Genomic DNA, 20602 nt, shown 5'->3' with positions numbered 1-20602 from the left:
ATTATGGAATTTATATTAGATAATAATATTTTGAAAAATATGAAAAATGCTGTATTTTTGTATTCTATAGGTGGAGGATTTGGGAATGTGGCAAAAGTGGTCGGTAAAACAATGATTAGATCTTTTAAAAGTGTTCTAGTTGGGAGAATACTCTCAGACTTTTTTCCAGATCTAGTATATATAAATAAAAAAGGTATAGTATCTGATAATATAAGTTATAAGTTGTATAATTTAAAAGTAAATGAGACAGATTTTCTTATATTATATGGTGATTTTCAGGTATCTGTATTGGAAGATCCTGGATTATCATTATATTTAAGATATAGATTTATGAATAAATTATTTAAAAAGCTAAAGAGATATGATATAAAAGAATATGCGATATTGGGTGGGTCTTATAATTCTAATGTAGAACTAGAGGCTGAAGATCCAAATTATATGTTTGCATTTAATAAATTTTATAATATTAATAACATAAAAGAGAAAATTGGAGACATAAATATATTCAAATCACAAAGTATTGTTGGGATGAGCGGGCTGACATTATATTATTCTCAATTATATAAGAAGCCAGCTTATGCATTACTAGTGCAAACTTATCCTACAAATCAAATTAATGGATATTATGCATCTTCAAAAGCATTAGAAATATTGGGAAAAATATATAATTTTAATATTGATTTGACTGGTTTAAGAGAGAAAGGAAAGAAGTTGAAAGAGAGTATAGAAAAAGATATAAGCAGATTAAAGGAGTTACAAGAAAATCAGAAAAAATCGGAGGAAAGGTCTAGATATTATTTTGGTTAGGCTATTTGGGTAATTTTAGATTTGTTAAATTTTGGGTATTACCAATATTGCTTTGTTGGTTTCCTACTGCTTTTTTTGCTTGCATTATATATGCGTTTGCGACTGCTGTTACTTTTGAGAATATAGCTTGTGATATTTGGTTTAACAATATATTTATCCTTTCTTTATTGTATTTTACCTCTTGGTCTTTTGCGACAATCTTTAGCTCTCTTATATCTTCCACTTCTATTTTTGATGGAGTATAAAATAATATAAAATCTATAATAGAGTCAAAATCCTTAAAGTCAGCATATACTTCTAAGTATGAAGACCAACCATTTATTTTTTTATTGTCTGGTGTTGGCATTTCTTTTTCTATTGGTTCTGCTGTTTTCTTTTCTATTATCTGATAGTTTTTAAATTTTGATATATTATCTGGAAGAGTTTTATCTAGTAATTCTATCAATTTATCTTTATCATTGCTAAAAGCTTCAAAAAACAATCTAGCTTTCATCTTATTGCAGTTGTAAATTCAACTTTTTTATATCTGCCTTTAAGGTTCCATACCTCTTGTTTTTTACATATAGAACATTCAATTCTTAGATCCACACCCTTAGAGGTCTTAATCACACCTCTCTTTCTTTGTGATAAAGGTCTTTTACTATATTTTCCTTTGTTACCAATCCCTTTCTTTCCTTCTCTTGCTCTTCTAGAGCCCCATACAAGTCCTGTTCTAGCTTTTGAGCTTTTAATTATTATAACTTTATGTTCTGTATTCTTTCTACAGTATGAGCAATACTTATTTACTTTTTTTGGAATTTTCATTTTATATAGTTTCTTAAATAGATTTATAAAATTAATTTATTAGTGTGCCTATCTTTGTATTTTCTAATTTTTTTGCCATTTCTTTATCTAATATAATTATATCACCGACTTTAAAGGGGCCATATATTCTCCCGTTTGTTCCTACTATTTTTGGTAGATCTTTATTTATTATTAATATATCTTTTTCTATTTTATTTTCCAAATTTACCGAATAAATATTTATGTATTTATAAAAATCTTCAGTCTTTATTTCTTCACCATTTAATATCTGGTTTTCTACATTTATTTTGTATGATAATATTAGGTTTTTTAGTATACTATAAAACATCTTTTCTTCTTCTTGTAGGTTTTCTTGGTCGATCGCACTTAGGTCTTCTTTAACTTCTAATAATGTCATATTTATTATTTTTTTGATTCTTATATTTATCAAATCACTTATAGAATCCTGTATTTTATTTATTGTAGATTCTAATTCTTTATATTCTTTATTTTGAGTTTTATATAAATCCAGTTGCTTTCTATATTTTTTTATTAACTCTGATATTTTTTGATAAAATCCTTTTTGTATTTTTTCTAGGTTCTTTCTTTCTTTTTCTTTTTGTAATTGAGTATAAATATCAGATATGTCCATATATATAATTTATAAATTAAATTTAAAATTTCTTTAAAATGGATGATGGAATATTTATTAATATTAAAAATATGTGTTTCAATTGTGGTGGTTTAATAGAATCATCTAGATTATCAAACTCTTTACCATGTAAATTGGATATTGACGATATAGATATTAATAATATAATAAACATTGATGATAGAAATAAATTTATAGATCAATTATATAAAATATTATTAAAAAATAAGAGATTAAAGGATTTTGATCAGATATATAATTTTCATAGAGAAGTTAAAGAATTTTCAAATTTCTTTAGAAGTATTGTAAATACAGATCCTTGGAAAGTTCAGTTAATGTGGTTTAAAAGATTGTATAAAAATATCGGTTTTTCCATGGTCGCTCCAACAGGCGTTGGAAAGTCTACATTTATATATCTATCCTCCATATATTTTTCTTATAAATATAAAAAGAAAATATTAATAATATTACCAACAAGATTATTAGTTAAACAGACTGAAAATGAAATTAATAGATCTGTAGAAAAACTTAACGTTAAATTAAATATACTTTCATATAATATTAAAAATAAAAAAGAGTTTGAAAATAAACTAAGAGAAGGTAATATAGATATACTAATAATATCAAATCAGTATCTATCAAAAAATTTTAATTTATTAAATAATTATAGATTCGATATTATATTCATAGATGACGTAGATTCATTTTTTAAAGGTTCAAAAAATATAGAAAGAGTATTTAATTTAATAGGATATACTAATGAGGATTTAGACATAGTAAAAAAGGTTATTGATCTTAAATTGGCTGGGAAACTAGATTTTAATAGCGATATTTATAAAAAATTTTTGGAAATAAAGTCAAAAAAGGTAGGAATAATAGTATTATCCTCTGCTACTGGTTCACTAAAAGGCAAAAGGTCGTTAATATATAAAGAACTTACTAATTTCTCTTCTGGTACTGGTAATTATAAATTGAGAAATGTAATAGATATATATTATAATACACAAGATTTAGATAAGTTATATGAATTAGTAAGGAAATTGAAAGATGGTATAATAATATTTGTTTCAAAGGATAAAGGTATAGATTATGTTAAAGTCATATATAATTTTTTATTAGAGAGGGGAATAAAGGTTCAGTATATATCAGCAGAAGTTAAAAAAATAGATGAAAAAATAAAAGATTTTGAAGAAAACAAAACAGATGTACTGATTGGTGTGGCAGATCCATATGGTATCCTAGCCAGGGGATTAAATCTGCCTGAAAGAATAAAATATACTATATTTTTTGGAATACCAAAAATAAGGATAAACTTATCTAATCTAGAATATAATATAAATAATTTAATTTTACTAGGAAATCTTATTTCTTCATTTTTAACATCTTACGAGAGGAGCATATTAAATAAAAAAATTGAAAGATTGAGAAATTATATCAAAAGATTATCTCCCGAAGCGCTTAGATTATTATCAGACTCCCTAAAAAATAATAATGGTAAGGGGTATATTTATGATTTGATAAAAAATATATATAATAGTATATCTATCTATTTAAAAAATCCCGATATAGTCAATAAGCTAAAAGATAGTGAAGATGTTTCAATAACCATTGAAGATAATAATATAATATTGAATATAGTAGATATAAAAACTTATTTACAGGCTTCTGGTAGGAGCTCTAGATTGTATCCGGGAGGAGTTTCTAAAGGAATTTCTATAGTTCTTGTAGATGATCCAAAATTATTGAAGGCTTTAGATATTAAATTAAGATATATTTTACTTTAATTTAATTTATTTTTAACTATATAATTTAACGATTTAACTATATTTAATGCCTATTTTTTAATATTTTAATATATTATTAACGGTTTAATTTAACTTTTTAATGTAAAATTTTAAATTTAATTTATACTTGAATTTTAAGTTAATATTTATTTAATCATTATGTTTAACTTTTTAATATATAATTAACTTATTAAGGTATTGAAGAAGAAAATATAATGGATCAAGAATTAGAAAAGAATTATAAGTCTTTAATATGTAAAATCATAAAAAATAATCATAGAGGCATTGTAGTATTATCTGGAGAGAATTATTTTCATATCTTATCAGACCTTATAAATTATTATATATCAAAGATAGAAAATTATAGGGAGGATATAAAAATATTGTATGTTACTGAGGATTATTTTGGAGACTATTTATATAGATATGAAAAATTGTTAGAAAATTTTAAAGATTTACAAGTAGATAAAATTAGATATAAAGATTCTGATAAGATATTAGGAAAAACATATAATATATTAATTTTAGATATGTATAAATCTCTAACTCCCGATTATTTGGGTAGAATAATTGAAACTCTATCCGGATCTGGTATAGGATTCTTAATAATCAAGGACTTTGATAACTTTGAAGGTATAACTACAACATTTCATGAACATCTACTAACGCCTCCATATAAAATAGAAGAAGTAAGGAAGCTATTTGAATATAGGTTTAAAAATAAATTAATGCAGTATGAAAATATATTGATTTATGACATAGATAAAGGAGTTATTAAAGGAATAGAATATGATTGTGACATAAATAATATAACTTTGCCTGGAAGGGATAAGTTAGTATTAAATGAGAATAAAATATTTTCAGATAGAATATATAGATTATGTTATACACAAGATCAAGCCAATGTTTTAAGTATGTTAGAAAATTTATTAAAGGATGAAAAAGCAATATACCTTATTATTGCAGATAGGGGGAGAGGTAAAAGTGCCTCTATTGGATTATCTATATCTGCACTAGTTTCAACTTTATTGGAAAAGAAAGAAATTTTTGATATAGGTATAACTGCACCGTCCTTTAATAATGTAGAAACTTTATTTAATTTTTTAAAAATAGGTTTGAAAAAAGAAGGTATAGATTTTAAGGAGATTAAAAAAACAAAAATAATTGTTAATAATAAAATATTTATAGAGTATAGAGATCCGAGAGAAATATTATCAAAAAAATATGATTATCTATTTGTTGATGAAGCTGCAGGTATCGGGATAGAGTTATTATATAGATTTATAAAAAAATATAAGCAAATTATTTTTTCTTCTACTATTCATGGTTATGAAGGTGCAGGAAGATCGTTCTCTGTTAGATTCATGAAGTTTCTAAATTCTAATAGTGATTTTAAATTATATAGATATACTATGATTGAGCCTATAAGATATAATAAGAATGATCCAATAGAGAAGTGGTTATATGATTCTTTATTACTCGATTCAGAGCCTGATGAGATAGATAAAGAAGATATAGATTTAATAAAAAGTTATAAGGTTAGATTTTATAGAATACCATTAAAAGATTGGTTTTATAATGATGATAAGAAACTGAAGAATTTTGTTGGAATATATATATTAGCTCATTATCAAAATAGACCAAATGATATAGCTATGTTGGCAGATGCACCACATCACGATGCTTTTGTATTAGAATTAGAAAATGATAAAATTGTTAATGGAGTCCAAATAGCTTATGAGGGGGGTATAGAAGATGAGGTAATAGATAGGATGCTTAAAGATTATAAGCCTAAAGGCAATATAATACCGGATATAATAGTAAAACACTATAGAATAAAAGAATTTGCGAAATTAAAGGGATTAAGAGTTATTAGAATAGCTACAATACCAGAAATACAGGGATATGGACTTGGATCTATATCTCTAGAGGAATTATCAAAGTGGAGTGAAAAAAACAGATATGATTGGATAGGTTCTAGTTTTGGTGTAACATATGAACTATTAAATTTCTGGCAAAAAAATAAGTTTCTTTTGGTTCATCTATCGCCCGAAAAGAACAAGGTATCTGGAGAGTATTCTGGTATCGTATTAAGACCATTAAATGAAAATACCGAAAAAATAGTTAAAAAATTGAATTATGAATTTAGATGGAAATTAATAAATCAAGTCTCTGATGTTTATTTTGATTTAACTCCAAAAATAATATTAAAAATGTTAGAAACCCATTATAAATTTAAACCACACTTTCACGTTAATTTAACAGACAATCAGATCGATAGGTTAAGGGGATATATTGATTCACCAATGACTTATGAAGCAGCAGCGGATGTAGCAAAATTAATATATATCTATTATTTATTATATACAGATGAAAAACCAAGATTAAATAATGAAGAAATATTGGTTGGAAAATTCTTGTTATCATGGAGTTTTGGGAAGATTTCAGATTATTTTAATATAGGCAGGTTTGAGGCGAGAAGATCAATTAAAAAAGATATTAAAATAATATATAAATGGTTATTTAAGTAGTTTTTTTAATATTTCAAAAAAATAATCTACTTCTTCTTTTGTATTATATATATATAAACTGGCTCTAAAAGTTCCTCCTAGGTTATATAAATTATTATTTAATATATTAATATTTTTTAATAGTGGATGTGCACAGTGAAATCCAGATCTTACAGCAATACCTTCAAGATCCAATAGTTTTGCAATTTGATGAGATCTATACCTTTTAGTATAGAATGAAAATGTAGGTGTTCTCTCTTTATAATCATTAGGACCTATTAACATAATATCATCTAATTTATAATCATTATATTTATCAATAAAATATTTTGTTATATATCTATCATATTCTTCAATATTTTCTATACCTATATCTTTTATATATTTTATTGTTTCTCCAAATACGATCCCACCAGCGATATTTGGTGTACCAGCTTCAAATTTCCATGGTAGATCGTTCCATTCAGCATTGTAAAGATCTACATCCTTTATCATATCACCTCCAGTTAAGAATGGATCCATTTTTTCTAATATCTCTTCTTTTCCATACAATACCCCTATCCCATCAGGTCCCATCATTTTGTGTGCACTAAATGCTAAAAAATCCATATCATATTTTTTTACATCTATCTTATTGTGTGGAATGCTTTGCGCAGCATCAATTAAAACGATCGCGTCATGTTCATGAGCAATTTTTATTATATCTTTTATAGGGTTTATAGTGCCTAATACATTTGAGGCATGAGTTATTGCCACTATTCTGGTTTTATCATCAATTATTTTTTCTGCTTGATCAATATCTAATCTATAATCCTTATTAAAGTCTATATATTCTATTTTTGCTCCTGTTTTTCTAGCAACTTGTTGCCATGGTACTAAATTTGCATGATGTTCCATTTTTGTTATTATTATCTTATCATCTTTCTTGAGCTTGTTTATTCCATAAGAATATGCTACTAAGTTAATAGACTCTGTAGTATTTTTTGTAAATATTATTTCTCTCCAATCGTTAGCATTTAGATGTTCAGAGACTATTCTATGAGCATCTTCGTACATATCGGATGCTTCCTGAGATAAAGTATGAATACCTCTATGTATATTTGCATAATATTTTGTATATACCTCTGTAAATTTTTCTATTATTCTCAATGGCTTCTGGGTTGTTGCTGCATTATCAAAATATACCAAATCCTTTCCATTTATTTTTCTTTTTAATATTGGGAAATCTAATCTAATTTTGTACGGATCCATCATCATCCAAATCCACCAATTTCTTCTAATTCCAAATCCAATATCCTTTTTATTTCTAATTTATATGATTCTGGAAAATTATTTAATATATCATCCATAAATCCTAATAGGAATAACCTTCTAGCTTCTTTTTCTTCTATACCTAATGATCTTAAATATAATATTTTTTCATCATTGATTTTTTCCATTTTTGCTTCGTGATTATAACTACTTTCATTGCTAAATTTCTCTATCCTTGGTATAGAAGTGCTCTTACCTTTTTCTTCTATTAAAGAATCACATTTTGATATAACTTCTCCGTTATTATTTAATTTTATATCTATCCTATTGACAGATATAGATTCATTTTCTTTTCCTATCGCGATAGACTTTGATAATATATATCCTTTAGAATTTTTTCCTAGAGCAAATATTCTCCCTCCTGTATCTATATTTTGGTTATCTGTAGCAAAACCGATGGTATATATTTCTCCTTCAGCATCATCATCTAATATTAACCCAGGATACAGCATCGTAACTTTGCTACCAAATTCCCCAGATATCCATCTTACTCTGGCTTTTTTTCCTACTCTAGCTCTCTTAGTTACCAAATTATATACATTTTTTGACCAATTTTGTATAGTACCATAAGTTATATTAGAATTTTCATTTGCAAATAATTCTACTACGGCAGCATGCAATTGGGTAGAAGAATATACTGGCGCAGTACACCCCTCTATATATGTAACTTTTGCATTTTTTTCTGTAATTATTAATGTTCTTTCAAATTGACCTAAATTTTCAAGATTTATTATGAAATATGCATGAAGTGGAAAATCTATTCTTTTGTTTTCAGGTACATATATAAACACACCTCCAGACCATACTGCAGTATTTAAAGCAGCAAATTTGTTATCGCCTTCTGGAACCACCTTTGAAAAATATTTTTTTACTATTTCAGGATATTCTTTTACACCTTCATCTAATGATGTAAATATTATACCTTCTTGATCTAAATAATTTTTTATTTCTTTATATAATGGTATAGAGTCATATTGTACATTTAATGCGCTTAGATTCTCAAATTCTTGTTTTAATCCTAATTTTTCTATGGTTTCTTTCATGTATGATGGCAATTCATTCCAATTGAGTGGCTTTGGGTATTTTGTCGGAGATCCATAGTATATTATTTTATCAAAGTTAATATCTATTTTAGGGCCAAATCTTGGTAGATCTATATTTTGAAACTTTTTAAATGCTTTAAGTCTAATTTGGAACATCCAATCGGGCTCTCCTTTTAATTCAGATATTTCTTTTATCTTTTTTTCATCTAGAGGCCCTCTAATTAATATATTATAATTTTCATTATTTTTCTCTATTAGTTTCTCTTCTTTTGTTAAAATACTCATATATATAACAATGTTATATATTTTTAAAAATATATCATAATTTATAATATATAATGTATAGAATATACCCATTATGTGGAAAAAAAGATTTTAGCATTAGGTTTAATAAGAATCTCAATATTAAAAGGTTGAGGGATTATTTCAATGATTATGAGATCATAGACGAGTCAGATGATACGATAAATATGAGAAAAGGTGAAAAGAATATATTGGGGTTTTCATATGGAGAAGTAATATTTACTAATTTTGATTTAGAAGATATAAATAAATTCGCAAGCTCTATTGACAAAGAATAAATTTTTAAATAGATATATAGAATTTAATCTTATTGCCCCTGTCGTCTAGTCTGGTCCAGGATATAGGGTTTTCGTCCCTATGACCCGGGTTCAAATCCCGGCGGGGGCATAATAATCAATATTGATTAGCAAATATATATAAATAATAGAGATTTTTTATATTAAATGAAGGGTCAAGGTACAGGTTTTTCGTCTATGGTTTTATTTATAGCAGCAGCATTAACAGCAGCAATAGCGGCATTTGTAATTATAGGAGCAACAACAAGTGCACAAGGACATGCAGCAGCAGCAGCGCAACAAACAGTGCAAACATCTGGAACTACAGTAGAGATTGTAAGGGTAGAAGGCATAAATGTAAATACAACAACACAACAAGTTCAAGAATACTTAGTATATACAAGATTAGCACCAGGATCACAACCAATATTATTAAATCAAACATCATTAATACTATATACTCCAGCTGGAAGAGAAGTATTTGCATATGGTGGTGCAATAGCAAATTCATCGCTAGTAACATCATATACTGGGGACTATTATATTGATGAACATGATTCTGTAGATAATTCAGGATTATTATATAATGGAGTATTGGGTCCAAATGATCTAGGTGCATTATTAGTATATTCTAATGTAACATTAGGAACTTCACAAACATGGGAAATATCAGTAATTCCACCAAATGGACAACCATATGATTTATCAGGTGTAACACCAGCTGCAATGATATATCCAGTAGTAATATTATACGGATAAGATGAAAGGGCAAGCTTTTCAAAATTTATTTCTTTTTATATTTTTGGTTGCCATAGCAACAATAGCAAGTTATGCTTTAGTTAATATTTACTTAAAAAATTCAAATTTATCATTAGCAAAATTAGATTTAACTCAACAACAATCTGAAATTCCTCAATTTGCGATTCATGATGTACAATATTCAGAATTTGGTACGGTTGCTACATTATCATTCGTATTATATAATTTAGGATCTACAAATATACCATTAAGTGGATGGACATTAGATTTTACAGATCAAAATGGTGATGTATTTTGTTCAGTACCTGTATTGTTTGCTAATCTAGCTAATAATCCATCATTGGCTACAGAGATATCTACAAGTGTATATGATTATAATACAAATCAGACATTATCATATGGACAAGCAATACCTGCTCAAACAGTTGCAGAGGTTAATGTGACTCTATTATCTACATGTTTGAATCAAACAATACAATATTCAACATCTAATTTAGAGATGGGTGTGAGATTAATAATATCACCTACACAGCAATTAGATATAATGGAGTGTTCTGTAAATCCAGCTACAGGTTATGCATCTTGTAGTTCTCTAGGCGGAACTTCATCCTTACAATAAATTTTTTTAGCTTATTTTATCCTAAATCTTTATTGATTATCAACATAGTAAATTAATTATGTTGAATAAACTCTTTTTAATAATAAAGTATTTTTTATCTAATGGTATATAAATTCTTAATAAAAAAAATATATATACTAGTTATTTTATCTATACTCTCTATTTTTTCTGTAAATAGTGTATTCTCTGCCGTAGGAGCAACATTAGTTGGATATAATGGAACAAATGCAAACCCTGGACCAGGATCTAATTCAGTGAGTGTTAATTTACCTTTAGGAAATCTATATTATTGTACAGCTTCTGTAAATGGTGGAAGTACTATAGTTCCATACTTTAATATATTAGTAGATAATAGTGGATATTCAGTTATAGGTAATAATACACAAAATTCATGTTCATATACATTTAATCGAGGAGGTCCAGCAGGAAATGGAAATAATGCATTAATTGGATTAACTATAAATAATTATTCTCAATATCTAATATTAGATAATTTAACATTTAATTTTAGAAAAAGTGCTACACAATCTGTATCTTTTAATGTAAATGGACAAAATGAAACTGTATTTATATTATTAGCTGCTGGAAGTAATAATGGACAGGCTGGTATAACTACTGTAACTTTACCTGCTGGGTGTTCAGAAATAAATTATGAAGAAGCAGGTCCTGCTAATAATCCTAATAATGCAGTATATGCTGCGGGATGTCAAGATTTAGCTCCAGGATCCTATTCTTTTACTTTTGATGCAAATGTTGGTGGACCAGGTACAACAAACTATGCTTCAGTATTTGTATATGCTTTTCCAGTATTTACATTCGAATTGATACCTTCTAGTAATCTAATTACCGAAATACCAGGTAAAACAATAACAGATAATATACAATTAACTCAACTAACTGGAAATACACCTTTACCAGTAAATTTGTCTTGTTCAACTTCAAATACTAATTTAGGATGTTATCTTTCAAATAATACAGCAACTCCAAATACAACAGTAACATTATATATAAATTCAACAACATCAATAACACCGGGTACTTATACAGTGACAATAAATGGAATATCTGAGAATAATGCAACAAATTCTACAACAATAACGGTAAATGTTCCACAAGAATTAATTAATGTAAGCTCTAATCCATCCTCTATTACTTTATCACCAGGTTCAAATAGTTCAACTATTATAACAGCTTCAGATAATTATGGAGATAATTTAAATATAAGTGCTTCTTGTCCTTCCCCATTATCATGCTCCTTTAGTGGGCAAAATAGTGTAATAATCCCTTCAGGAGGTTCTACAAGTTTAGATATATCTGTACCAAGTTCAGCATCTCAAGGATTGTATATAATAAATGTTACTGCAACAGATATAGTAACAAATAAAACACAAGTAAATGTTACAGTAGTGATAGAAAATATAAATATAGCACTTAATCAGACATCTGGAAATTTAAATTCAGGACAGTCAATATCTATACAAGTATCTGGAACAGATAATTTAGGAAATAATTTAACACTAAGATGTTTGTCTCCATCAAGTGTTACATGCTCTCCAGCAGAAGTTAATATTACTTCTGGAGGAAGTCAAATATTTACAATAACTGCTCCGAATGTAAATAGTTATCAACAATACAATATAACATTTTTAGGAATAGACCAAGTAACAGGACTATCAAATATTTCAATATTTACATTAAATGTATATCCATATCCTATTATATATATTATATCTCCAAATAATAATACTAAAAGTAATTATTATGGATTAAATTTAACATTCTATACAAATTATCCAAATGTAAATATAACAATTAATGGAAATAAATATAATATAAATGTAACTCCAGGAATAAATAATATATATTTAAGATATAATAATTCATCAAATGGACTACCTTCATTATATAATATTATACCAAATGGAGGAAATATTAGCATAGAATTATCTACAGAATCTTATAATAATATTGTAAATAGTACAGGAATATATATCTATCAATTACCTGAACCTGTATTTAATGTATCATATACATCTCCAACTCCAAGTAATGGATATATAAGTAATCTATGGTTATTACAAATATATGGAAATGTATATGATAATACAGAAGGTATAGATTATTGTAATATACAATTCTTGAATCAATCAAATAATCAATGGGTAACTATATCTAGTTCTACAGAATGTAATGATGTATTTTATAATGGTTTATTACAAGAATATTCTAAATATAATGGACAATATTATCAATTATATTATAGAATATATGGATATAATAATTATGGATTATATAATATAACTCCAGAACAAGTTATATATTTCTCTCCTAATTCACAAAATATAACTGTAATAAATAATTCATTAACTAATAATCAAATAAATAATATAATACAAGGATCAATAAATAATAATATACCAATTGTAGTATTCCCTCAAGGAATATATTTAGTTAATTTAAATATAAATCCACAAGGTAAAAATATAGAATTATTAGGATCTGGAAATGTACTATTTGAGCCTGCTAATCCAGGACTACCTGTAATAAATATAGAATCTTCAAATGTAAATATAACTAATATAAATATACAAACTAATTTATTTGCATTAAGATTAACAAATGGAACAGTAAATATATATAATTCAAATATAAATTCTGGATTATTTGGTATACAAGTAGAAAATCCATCAATATTAAATATATATAATAGTACAATAAATGGAAATATAGGAGCAATATATGGAACAGGTACATTCCAGAATTCTACAATAGAGAATTCAAATATACAATCAAGTGTGTGGGGTATATATGATAATAATCCAGAAAATATTATAATAAATAATAATAATATTAATGCGAATATATTTGGTATAGATTTAGATGGAAATGCGATAAATAATACGATAAATAATAATAATGTTGATAGTAATATATTTGGTATAAAATTAAATAATGGATATAATAATTATATAGAAAATAATAATATTGATAGTAATATATTTGGTATAGATTTAGGATCAGGAAATAATTATATATTAAATGATTTAATAAAAGTAGGATCTGTATTTGGATTATATGAAACAAATAATAATTATATTAATAATGTTACAGCATATGGAGGAATATTCGGACTTAATATATATGGTAATGCATCAAATATATATGATTATAATTCACAGTTAGGTGTAGCTATAAATAATAATGGAACTATAAATAATTTAACTGTATCAACAGGAACTATTGATATAAATTATATAGGTTCAGGATTTATTAATAATGCAAATAGTTTTGCAAGTTCAATAATAAATAATACTATACAATATAACTTTGCTTCTGGAATATTATTAATAGGGTCATTAAATGCTAATATTACATTTACAAATATACCTACAGGTAATTATATAATAGAAAAGATAGTAGGAGGTTCAGGAAATATAATATCTACAAATAATACATTTAGTCCATCCGGTTTTGGTATTTATGCATTGTATTATTCATAATTTTTTCTATTTTTTCAAATTTTTAGAATAAAATAAATGTGAATTACCTTTACAATCAAAATTTCCAAATTCTTGATATCTTACATTCAATTTTTTTCATTTGTTTTAATGTAATAAACTTCTATTATTTTAAAGTTTTCATTTGTTGTTAGGTAATCAATATGCTGATGTACTTTCTTATTTTTCTTTAAATGTCTTTGAATTCTTTTTTTTTAAATTATTTAATGCAGATTCTATATAAATATAATAACCAGGTCCAAACTTTATTCTTCCTAATTTTCCAATATTTATATATATTTTTATTACATTTTATAATTAAAAAATAAATACCTTCACTTTATATTTAATTTTTTATATATGAATTCCCTAACTTTTTTAGCAATATCTATCGTTTCTAGCATCTTCTTCATTAAAAATAAAATCATATTCTTGATATCTTGTTTCGGTAGAATATATAGTCAACTTATCTACATAAATTTTATATAAGTATTCAAAATCTTTATTAATATCCTTGCATATTTTTATTAGTTGCTTTATATCAAGAGTTTTTGGATAATCTATATTATTTTCTATTAAAAACGCCTTTAAATATTCCTCTACTGATTGTTGAGCGAGATATCTTGGATAATCATAATATTTTTCTTTATATAATTTTTTACATATCTCTAGATCAGTATCTACTTTCTTTATCTAGTTATGAGTATCTTTCTTTCATATTTTTATTCCTTCATTTATCGCATATTTATAAATATATCTATAGGAGTCCTTGTATTTTTCGAATATATTTTTTGATACTATGATTATATCTACTGGAAATGGTATTCTTTTATATATTTCATATCAAAAATTTATTTTTTCTCTTGATTTTAGTTCTTCATCTATTAAAATTAATATATCATAATCCGAATTTCCTCTATAATCTCCCTAGCTCTAGATCCAAATAATATAATTTTATCTATTTTAATATTGTATTCATTTGCAATATCATATATTATATATTATTTTAAGCACTCTTATTATTTCTATATTATGATATGTAAATACTTTAATAAATGTGGAGGATGTCAAATACAAAATTTATCGTATAATAAACAAATAGAATACAAAATAAATAAATTTATAGAAATTTTTAATTTAGAACCAGATGAAGTAATTAAATCTCCAAAAATATTTTATTATAGAAATAGAATGGATTATGCTGTAGGTAAAAATTATGAAGTTGGATTAAAAGAATACAAAAAATGGTATTCTTATATAGATATAGATGAATGTTATTTACAGTCAGAAGAATCAAATATTATAAGAAATAGATTTAGAGATTTTATTATAAATAATAAATTAGAACCCTGGAATAATATAGATCATACTGGTTTTATAAGGTATATAGTAATAAGAGAAGGTAAATTTACTAATGAGAGAATGGTGAATATTGTAACCTCTAATACAGAAAATATAGAATATTATAAGAATATATTTCTAGAATTTTATAAAGAAATAAAAAAATATGTAAACTCTTTTTACTGGACTATAAATAATACGATATCTGATGTATCGTATGGGGATATTAACTATAATTTAAATAATAATAATTATATAAAAGAAAAGGCTTTAGATAATATATATTATATATCTCCTAATAATTTTTACCAGCCAAATAGCTATACAGCAGAAATATTATTAAAATATGTGAAAGAACTATCAAATATAAAAGAAAATGATATAGTATATGATCTATATTCTGGTTCTGGATTTTATGCAATAGAATTATCTAAATATTCTAATTATGTATATGCTATAGATAATAGTATTGAAAATAAAAAAATGTTCGAGGTAAATAAGAATATAAATAATATAAAAAATCTAAGATTCCTATTGTCTAGAGTTGAAGATATAGAAAAGATAAGTGCCGATAAAATAATTGTAGATCCTCCAAGATCTGGATTGGGTAAGGGCGTTATAAAAAAGATAATTAACTCTTATCCAAAAGATATTATTTATATTTCTTGTTATCCAGAAACTCAGAAAAGAGATATAGATTACTTTATAAATGCCGGATATAAGATAAATAATAAAATCCTGATTGACCAGTTTCCAAATACATTTCATATGGAAACGATATTTACCTTAAAAAAATAACTACCTACTACAGATAAATTTATAATGATCAATAAATGTTAGTATATTATGGCAAAGGGTCAGTTTGGTCTATCGACATTAATAATATTAATAGCAATTATAGTAACAGCGGCAGTGGCAGCAGGAGTTGTAATATATACAGCAAGTGCATTACAAGCAAAAGCATTACAGACAGGACAGCAAGCAGAAAGTAGAATTACAACTGGAATGCAGATAACCCAGATGTTTGGATACCAATATAATCCAAATACTGGACAGTTAGATAATTATCTACAAGAAATTACAGGTATGGGTCCTGTTGTATCATTAATGCCAGGTTCTGGTCCAATAAATCTAGAAGAGGTAGATTCATTATTAACCACCAGTAATGGTAATGTTTATTCATACTCTCCATCAAATTATGAACCAACATCTATATATGGTGTTCTGGAGGGTGGAAGTATATTAATATCTGGATTTATGTACAATGATCAGGTTAATGTAGAAAATGTTACTATAAATAATACAAATATATGTAATACTTTAACAAATATATCAAATCAGTATATATATATTAATTTTAGTTATATAAATAATACTTTATCTTCATGTTCTATTAATATAAATAGTTCAGTTATTGGAGTTCCACTATCTATAAGTCAGGTATTCCAGTTCTTGCAATCTATGAATGAAGCAGGAATACAAGATCCATATGCAGTAATTGGATTAGCAGTAAATCAGGAAAGCGTATATTTAACTACAGGAGAGAATTACGAATTAATATATTATATACCATCCGGATTAGTTACTGATGAAAATTATAATTTACAAATAACTCCAGTAAATGGATATGCCGCCCAATACGGAGGTGCTATACCTACCGTTTTGGCAGATTCTGTAGTATCTTTAGGAGGAAGCTGAAGATAAAATATTAATTTTTTAATTTAACTTTTATTATATACTTTTATTAATGCCGTCGTAGCTCAGTTGGTAGAGCGGTGGACTTGTAATCCACAGGTCGAGGGTTCAACTCCCTCCGACGGCATAAATTTTTTAATCATATTTGTATAACAAAATATTTTCTAACTCTTACAAAACCTTTATTTTAATATATTATGGTAATGCATATAATATATATACATATAGTTCATGAAATATAATATCTACAAATAATATATTTATTTATATCAATGTTATCATATTATTCATAAATTTTTTATATATATTAAATAAAGATTTTTTATATAAAGAATATTTATATGAAAAGCATATTATATAAAAATGGTATATTTTTGGATAAAGATAAAATTATTTATTTTTATGAAGGATTATATTTATTAGAAAATAAGAAAATAGAGGTATATAATGATCAGGGAAAAAAGCTAGATATTAACTACTTCTTAAAAGATGAAAAGATAGGGTTATATTACCATTTCTATAAACTTTTTAGAGATAAAAATTATATTGTTAGTACTGGATTAAAATTTGGTGGGGTATTTAGGATTTATGAAAATATAAATGAACATTCTAAATGGATAGGGATACCAATAAAAGATAAAGAGAAAATAGATACATATGATTTTTTATCAAAAAATAGAGTTGCACATAGTACTAGAAAGAATATTTTATATTGTATAAAAAAAGATAAAGATATATTTCTAGAAGTAAAATGGAGAAAGCTATAATAAAATTGAAAGATAATAAATTTGTATTAGAAAAAAATTATTATGATAAAATAGGAAGAATAGGTTATCTAGGTGGTGATTATATATACCTAGAACCAGAGGAAGTATTATATATATTAAAGAAAGGATGGGCAAAATTAGATAATATAAGAAATTTTGTAGATTTTATAGAAAAATATAATAATATTATAGATTTTAAGAAATATTATGTATTTGAGGATTTAAGAGATAAAGGATATAATGTAAAAATAAAGGATAAATTTATTTTGCTCAATAATAAGGAATTCATATATACAATATATGAATATGAATTTATAGAAATAGATGATATAATATCAATATTTGATAAATATAATATTACCAGTATTATATTGGCAATATTAGATATTGAAAGGAATATAATATACTATGAAATAGATAATATTAATATATAAATTTATTTTTTTCTAAATATATATGGATAAAGACCATATAGATATAGGAGATGAACTAGATATCTTGGCAAGACATGATAGAAGGATAGCAAATTTAAACAAAAATTTTGGAGACTTAATTGGGAAAGGATTACAATTATTTTCTTTAGGAGGAGGATTATATTATAATATATTGAGTCAAATATTAACAGACTTTTATTTAAATAGAAATTATTATATTGCAAGAACACCTATTATAACAAATACAGAATTATATAATATATCAGGACATCTATCATACTACAAGGATAATATGTATATATTTAATATAGAAGAAGAACAGTTTTCTATAAAACCTATGAATTGCCCACATCATATACTAATCTTTATAAACATACTAGAAAAATATAGAAAATTAAAACTTCCATTTAGGATATTTGAACTTGGTACTGTACATAGGTATGAACCCTCAGGCAGTGTATATGGACTATTAAGAGTCAGATCTTTTACACAAGATGACTCCCACATATTTATATTACCAGAACAATTAGAGTCTGAAATCGAGAAATTATTAGAAGAAATGATTTTGTTATATGATAGAGTTTTCTTAATAGATCTAAAGAAGTCTGATTTTAAGGTTAGATTAAGTCTGCATGATCCAAATAAGATGAATGAATATTCTGGTAAAAAGGAAGACTGGGAATATGTAGAAAATATAATGAGAAATGTAATGAATAAATTAGCGAAGAAATATAATTTTGCTACATATGAGGGCATTGGAGAGGCCGCATTTTATGGACCAAAGTTTGATTTTACATTAAAGATTGGTGAAAAGGAATGGCAGCTTGGTACAATACAATTAGATTTTAATTTGCCCAGGAATTTTAGATTATTAGATCTATTAAAGGAAACATTAGATAAAGATAATTTATATATAATACACAAAGCATATATAGGATCTATAGAAAGATTTAGTGGCGCATATCTAGAGTCCTTTAAAGGTAGGTTACCATTTACATTGAATCCTATACAAATAGCTGTAGTAAAGATAAAGACAGGAGACGGAGCAAAAGATAAGAGTATTGAAGAATATTCAAATAATTTATATAAGGAATTCGTAAATGGTAAGTTGAGAGCGGTTATAATAAATTCATCTAAAGTTGAATTAAGTAATACGATAAGAATACTGGAATCGAGTTACAAGCCATCTATAATTATATATATTGGAGAAAAGGAAACTAAAGATAATATTTATACTATAAAATATTATAATCAGGAATCAAAGAATATTGAAGAAATAAAGGGAGATAAAAACAAGATATATGATATAATAAATAAGTTAGAAAAGCCAGTGTATGATTTAAATGGAAGAAATTATAGGATTTATGAAGATTTTAATTTTATTTTTGAATGATTTTTAGAGGAAAACATTCACATATCTTTTTAACTGATAGAAATACAATAATTAAAAAATTTAATAAAGATTTGTTATTAAATTACAATAAGGAAAAATTTTTCTTAAACTTTTTAAGAAACTATTCTTTTGTTCCTAAAATATTGAGTTATGACAATAATAATTTAGAGATAGAGATGGAATATATTGATGGTATATATTTTAAATATATAGATAGAAGTAAAAAAATAGACTATCTAGAAAAATTATTAGATATATTATTTTTGTTAGATCGGCTAGGTATAGAAAAGAGAGAATTTACAAGACCTTACTACCATATAATATTAAAAGATGATAATATATATCTTATAGATTGGGAAAGAGCAACAATAAAGGAAAGACCATCTAATCTAACCCAATTCTTACAATATATAATAAAATATTATAATATTGGTAATAATAAAATATTTGATTTGCTAAAATTATATAAAAGAAATTATACTATCTACAATTATATAAATATAAAGAGATTTATATTTAATAGTTTATAAAAATTAATGAGAATATAAATAGAAATCTGCCCCCGTGGTGTAGTGGCAGCATACGGGACTGTCGATCCCGCGACCCGGGTTCAAATCCCGGCGGGGGCG

General features: G+C 25.3%; 20 protein-coding genes and 3 tRNA genes. 16 read left to right on the top strand and 7 right to left on the bottom strand.

The window, feature by feature from the left end:
* The first annotated feature begins 3 nt into the window (after window positions 1-3).
* Window positions 4-807 carry a proteasome assembly chaperone family protein gene (locus MJ2HA_RS02290; protein WP_258392937.1) on the top strand — a complete coding sequence of 268 codons (804 nt, stop codon included), beginning with the start codon at window positions 4-6 and terminating at the stop codon, window positions 805-807.
* A gap of 1 nt (window position 808) precedes the next feature.
* Here MJ2HA_RS02290 and MJ2HA_RS02285 read toward each other — a convergent pair whose 3' ends face one another.
* From MJ2HA_RS02285 to MJ2HA_RS02275, 3 genes are read right to left on the bottom strand one after another with little or no spacing between them, the layout of a single operon-like run.
* Window positions 809-1300, bottom strand: a complete 492-nt coding sequence (locus MJ2HA_RS02285; protein ID WP_258392936.1) for a hypothetical protein — start codon at window positions 1298-1300, stop codon at window positions 809-811.
* Complete coding sequence (gene rpl44e / locus MJ2HA_RS02280) at window positions 1297-1611, bottom strand: eL42 family ribosomal protein (protein WP_258392935.1); 315 nt, start codon at window positions 1609-1611, stop codon at window positions 1297-1299. The genes MJ2HA_RS02285 and rpl44e overlap by 4 nt, the downstream gene beginning before the upstream one ends.
* Before the next feature lie 31 nt (window positions 1612-1642).
* Window positions 1643-2242, bottom strand: coding sequence for a DNA replication complex subunit Gins51 (locus tag MJ2HA_RS02275; protein ID WP_258392934.1), 600 nt, complete (start codon window positions 2240-2242; stop codon window positions 1643-1645).
* 38 nt (window positions 2243-2280) lie between these two features.
* Between MJ2HA_RS02275 and MJ2HA_RS02270 the strand changes: the two genes are divergently transcribed.
* Both MJ2HA_RS02270 and MJ2HA_RS02265 read left to right on the top strand, forming a co-directional pair.
* Window positions 2281-4026, top strand: coding sequence for a DEAD/DEAH box helicase (locus MJ2HA_RS02270; RefSeq protein WP_258392933.1), 1746 nt, complete (start codon window positions 2281-2283; stop codon window positions 4024-4026).
* A 215-nt stretch (window positions 4027-4241) separates the two neighbouring features.
* Window positions 4242-6557 (top strand): tRNA(Met) cytidine acetyltransferase TmcA, encoded by a 2316-nt coding sequence (locus MJ2HA_RS02265; protein ID WP_258392932.1) that lies wholly within the window; start codon window positions 4242-4244, stop codon window positions 6555-6557.
* Here MJ2HA_RS02265 and MJ2HA_RS02260 read toward each other — a convergent pair.
* Window positions 6546-7793, bottom strand: coding sequence for an aminotransferase class V-fold PLP-dependent enzyme (locus tag MJ2HA_RS02260; RefSeq protein WP_259369952.1), 1248 nt, complete (start codon window positions 7791-7793; stop codon window positions 6546-6548). The two genes, MJ2HA_RS02265 and MJ2HA_RS02260, sit on opposite strands and share 12 nt — an antisense overlap.
* On the bottom strand, window positions 7790-9175 hold the full coding sequence (gene sufB / locus MJ2HA_RS02255) for a Fe-S cluster assembly protein SufB (protein WP_258392931.1): 1386 nt from the start codon (window positions 9173-9175) through the stop codon (window positions 7790-7792). Before sufB ends, MJ2HA_RS02260 begins: the two co-directional genes overlap by 4 nt.
* Before the next feature lie 53 nt (window positions 9176-9228).
* Between sufB and MJ2HA_RS02250 the strand changes: the two genes are divergently transcribed.
* From MJ2HA_RS02250 to MJ2HA_RS02230, 5 genes are all read left to right on the top strand, one after another.
* Complete coding sequence (locus MJ2HA_RS02250) at window positions 9229-9471, top strand: hypothetical protein (protein WP_258392930.1); 243 nt, start codon at window positions 9229-9231, stop codon at window positions 9469-9471.
* Window positions 9472-9505: 34 nt separating this feature from the next.
* Window positions 9506-9580: transfer RNA gene (locus tag MJ2HA_RS02245), tRNA-Glu, on the top strand.
* A 56-nt stretch (window positions 9581-9636) separates the two neighbouring features.
* The gene (locus MJ2HA_RS02240) at window positions 9637-10227 is read left to right on the top strand and encodes an archaellin family protein (protein ID WP_258392929.1); all 591 of its coding nucleotides are present in this window, start codon (window positions 9637-9639) and stop codon (window positions 10225-10227) included.
* A 1-nt stretch (window position 10228) separates the two neighbouring features.
* Window positions 10229-10846: a hypothetical protein gene (locus tag MJ2HA_RS02235; protein ID WP_258392928.1), complete on the top strand. Its 618-nt coding sequence runs from the start codon at window positions 10229-10231 to the stop codon at window positions 10844-10846.
* A gap of 101 nt (window positions 10847-10947) precedes the next feature.
* Window positions 10948-14346, top strand: a complete 3399-nt coding sequence (locus MJ2HA_RS02230; protein ID WP_258392927.1) for a beta strand repeat-containing protein — start codon at window positions 10948-10950, stop codon at window positions 14344-14346.
* Window positions 14347-14432: 86 nt separating this feature from the next.
* On the opposite strand, the gene MJ2HA_RS03885 is transcribed toward MJ2HA_RS02230, so the two are convergent.
* Together MJ2HA_RS03885 and MJ2HA_RS03880 are read right to left on the bottom strand one after the other, a co-directional pair.
* Window positions 14433-14549, bottom strand: coding sequence for a DUF123 domain-containing protein (locus MJ2HA_RS03885; protein ID WP_375140655.1), 117 nt, complete (start codon window positions 14547-14549; stop codon window positions 14433-14435).
* A 172-nt stretch (window positions 14550-14721) separates the two neighbouring features.
* Entirely contained in the window at window positions 14722-15036 is a 315-nt protein-coding gene (locus MJ2HA_RS03880) for a HEPN domain-containing protein (RefSeq protein WP_375140654.1), read from the bottom strand.
* A 276-nt stretch (window positions 15037-15312) separates the two neighbouring features.
* Between MJ2HA_RS03880 and rlmD the strand changes: the two genes are divergently transcribed.
* The 8 genes from rlmD (at window position 15313) to MJ2HA_RS02185 (ending at window position 20602) form a co-directional block, all read left to right on the top strand.
* A complete protein-coding gene (rlmD, locus tag MJ2HA_RS02220) occupies window positions 15313-16482 on the top strand; it encodes a 23S rRNA (uracil(1939)-C(5))-methyltransferase RlmD (protein WP_258392926.1) in 1170 nt (389 codons plus the stop codon).
* Window positions 16483-16530: 48 nt separating this feature from the next.
* Window positions 16531-17382 (top strand): archaellin family protein, encoded by an 852-nt coding sequence (locus tag MJ2HA_RS02215; protein WP_258392925.1) that lies wholly within the window; start codon window positions 16531-16533, stop codon window positions 17380-17382.
* A 51-nt stretch (window positions 17383-17433) separates the two neighbouring features.
* Window positions 17434-17506 (top strand) — tRNA-Thr (locus MJ2HA_RS02210).
* Window positions 17507-17720: 214 nt separating this feature from the next.
* Window positions 17721-18146, top strand: a complete 426-nt coding sequence (locus MJ2HA_RS02205) for a hypothetical protein (protein ID WP_258392924.1) — start codon at window positions 17721-17723, stop codon at window positions 18144-18146.
* Entirely contained in the window at window positions 18131-18580 is a 450-nt protein-coding gene (locus MJ2HA_RS02200; protein WP_258392923.1) for a hypothetical protein, read from the top strand. Before MJ2HA_RS02205 ends, MJ2HA_RS02200 begins: the two co-directional genes overlap by 16 nt.
* Before the next feature lie 22 nt (window positions 18581-18602).
* Window positions 18603-19973 (top strand): aminoacyl--tRNA ligase-related protein, encoded by a 1371-nt coding sequence (locus tag MJ2HA_RS02195; protein ID WP_258392922.1) that lies wholly within the window; start codon window positions 18603-18605, stop codon window positions 19971-19973.
* Complete coding sequence (locus tag MJ2HA_RS02190; protein ID WP_258392921.1) at window positions 19970-20503, top strand: hypothetical protein; 534 nt, start codon at window positions 19970-19972, stop codon at window positions 20501-20503. Before MJ2HA_RS02195 ends, MJ2HA_RS02190 begins: the two co-directional genes overlap by 4 nt.
* 28 nt (window positions 20504-20531) lie before the next feature.
* A tRNA-Asp gene (locus tag MJ2HA_RS02185) sits at window positions 20532-20602 on the top strand.

It is taken from the genome of Nanobdella aerobiophila, from assembly GCF_023169545.1.
Lineage (GTDB): Archaea > Nanobdellota > Nanobdellia > Nanobdellales > Nanobdellaceae > Nanobdella > Nanobdella aerobiophila.
Note: the sequence above shows the minus strand (reverse complement) of the source record. Positions and strands in the feature narration are given on the sequence as shown.